The organism is Mesorhizobium sp. M7D.F.Ca.US.004.03.1.1 (genome assembly GCF_003998635.1).
GTDB lineage: Bacteria > Pseudomonadota > Alphaproteobacteria > Rhizobiales > Rhizobiaceae > Mesorhizobium > Mesorhizobium loti.
This window is the reverse complement of record NZ_RZQG01001001.1, coordinates 1-2,071: the sequence shown is the minus strand read 5'-3', so window position 1 is coordinate 2,071 and position 2,071 is coordinate 1. Positions and strand designations below refer to the sequence as shown.

At 58.8% G+C, this 2,071-nt stretch carries 2 protein-coding genes and 2 pseudogenes; all 4 read left to right on the top strand.

The annotated features are described in order from the left end of the window. Positions 1-438 (top strand): annotated as a pseudogene (locus EN935_RS41070) (hypothetical protein); the annotation flags it as partial. Positions 439-442: 4 nt separating this feature from the next. Continuing rightward, entirely contained in the window at positions 443-940 is a 498-nt protein-coding gene (locus EN935_RS33020; protein ID WP_109670115.1) for a TadE/TadG family type IV pilus assembly protein, read from the top strand. Next, complete coding sequence (locus tag EN935_RS33015) at positions 934-1,569, top strand: TadE/TadG family type IV pilus assembly protein (protein WP_127262126.1); 636 nt, start codon at positions 934-936, stop codon at positions 1,567-1,569. The genes EN935_RS33020 and EN935_RS33015 overlap by 7 nt, the downstream gene beginning before the upstream one ends. Then, positions 1,566-2,071 (top strand): annotated as a pseudogene (locus tag EN935_RS33010) (pilus assembly protein); the annotation flags it as partial. The gene EN935_RS33015 and the pseudogene EN935_RS33010, both read left to right, overlap by 4 nt.

The window sequence follows — 2,071 nt, the reverse complement described above, 5'->3', positions numbered from 1 at the left end:
GGCGACGGCAACTGGAATTTCATGGGCACAAAAACAAGTCCGGGCTATTGGGACACGAACTGGCCCAAGGACGATGGCACCGGTGTGAAAGCTGCATGTGGCGCAAGCCCCAGCCGATATTGTGTCTACAACTACGAAATTCAGCACAAAGCGGATCTTAAGAGCACATTCGAACAGACCGCGCCGGCGTGCAATGCGACGACGCAGACCGCTGACAGGCGTCTACTTTATGTAGCGATCGTCGACTGTACGGCCAACAATGTTCATGGCGGCGGACAGACCTTACCCGTGCAGGCTTTCGCGAGTGTGTTCCTGACAGAGCCGGCGGGTGGGGCGTCCACCGCCGATATCTATGGCGAGATCGAGGATATCAGCACTGTCGCCGGCCAAAACACGCTGAAGAAGCTGCAGCGCAACGAAGCGCAATTGTACCGGTAGCGCCATGTTCATCAAACTGAGGCAGTTCCTCCAGCGGTTCCATCATGACGAACAAGGCGCTGCCTTGGTCGAGATAGCGATCGTTACGCCATTCGTGTTGCTGCTGGCAGCGGGTGTCTTCGAGTTCTCGAACATCTTCAACACGCGCCTGCTTCTCGAAGCTGGCGTCGAGGATGCCGCTCGCTATATGGCGCGCTGCAGCAGTGATTGGGACACCTGTTCAGCTTTGGCAACAAACCTCGCAGTGAACGGGGCCGTCACAAACGGTAGCCAGAGGGTTACCGGGTGGACCGCGGCTCAAGTCTCCATCACCAAGGCACAATCGCTCCAGGCGACCGATGCCACGACCGGTACCCAGCTCTATCTCAGCAGCACCGGCACCGTCATTGTCGTGCAGGTCAAAACGTCATATCCATATCCTACTCTGGGTCTCTGGTCTTATCTTGGCTTTGCTGATCTTACGCTCACTGTGTTCCATCAGGAGCGTGTCTTCGGATGGTGATCTCGCACGGCACGTTCTGGAGAAACCAATCCGGCGCGACAATGGTGGAGGCGGCCATTGCAATGCCCGTGCTGCTGACTCTGCTGCTCGGTTTCGTCGACTTCGGCTACGCCTTCTACCAATGGAATGCTGGTAACAAAGCGGTCCAGGCCGGCGCCAGGCTGGCGCAGATTTCCGCTCCAATCGCCAGCGGACTTCTGCTCGAGGCAAAAACCCCCAGCGACTCACTGGATGTGGGAAAGGCGGTTCCAGCCAACATTTACAGCTATATCTGTACCGCCAGTGCCGCCGGAGTTGTATCTTGCACTTGTGGAACAGGCGCCACATGCCAAAACCTTGCTGTGAACCAGGCCGCTTTCGACTTCATCTTTAGCGGCAGCAGCAGCCGGCCGGGGATGCTGACTTTCCTGCCGACCCTTCTGAAATCCGAGGTCCAGATTCAGTATCAGGCCTCGGGCCTCGGCTACTGGACGCGCCCCAATGGGCCGGTACCAACGATCACCGTCAGTATTGAAAAACATCCCTTCCAGTTCTTCTTTCTGGCCGGTTTTCTCGGGTTCGGAACCATCACAATGCCCTCCATGCTGAGCACGGTCACGGGCGAAGACATGAAGAGCACCTATCCATGAATGCCATCAACACCAAGGTTACGCCGACCAAGCGCAAGCAGGTGGCGCTGTTTTCGTCGGATCCGCAATTCAGGCGCGATGTGGCGACGCGGCTCGATGCGCTGGCGATCTATGATGTCCGGGTTTCCGAGACGGGTGATTTTCTCAAGGGGCCGCCGGCGGACACACGCCCGGGCATCGTCATCCTGGATCTCGGCAATGGCGAGTTGCTTGGCAGGCCCGGCATCGTCGAGGCGCGTGCGCTGTGGGCTGATGTGCCGCTTATCGCTGTTTCCGACGAGCTGACCTCAGAACAGACGCGCGTGCTGGTGCGCATGAACGCCTCGGACTGGCTGCACAAGCCGCTCGACGGCAAGGAGCTGCTCAACGCGGTGACCTTCCACGACACCGGCAACCAGGGAACGAAAAGCCGGATCATCACCTTCATCGGTGCCAGCGGTGGCGCGGGCGCCACGACGCTGGCGCTGTCGGCGGCCGAATTCCTGGCTTCGAAATCGGCTGA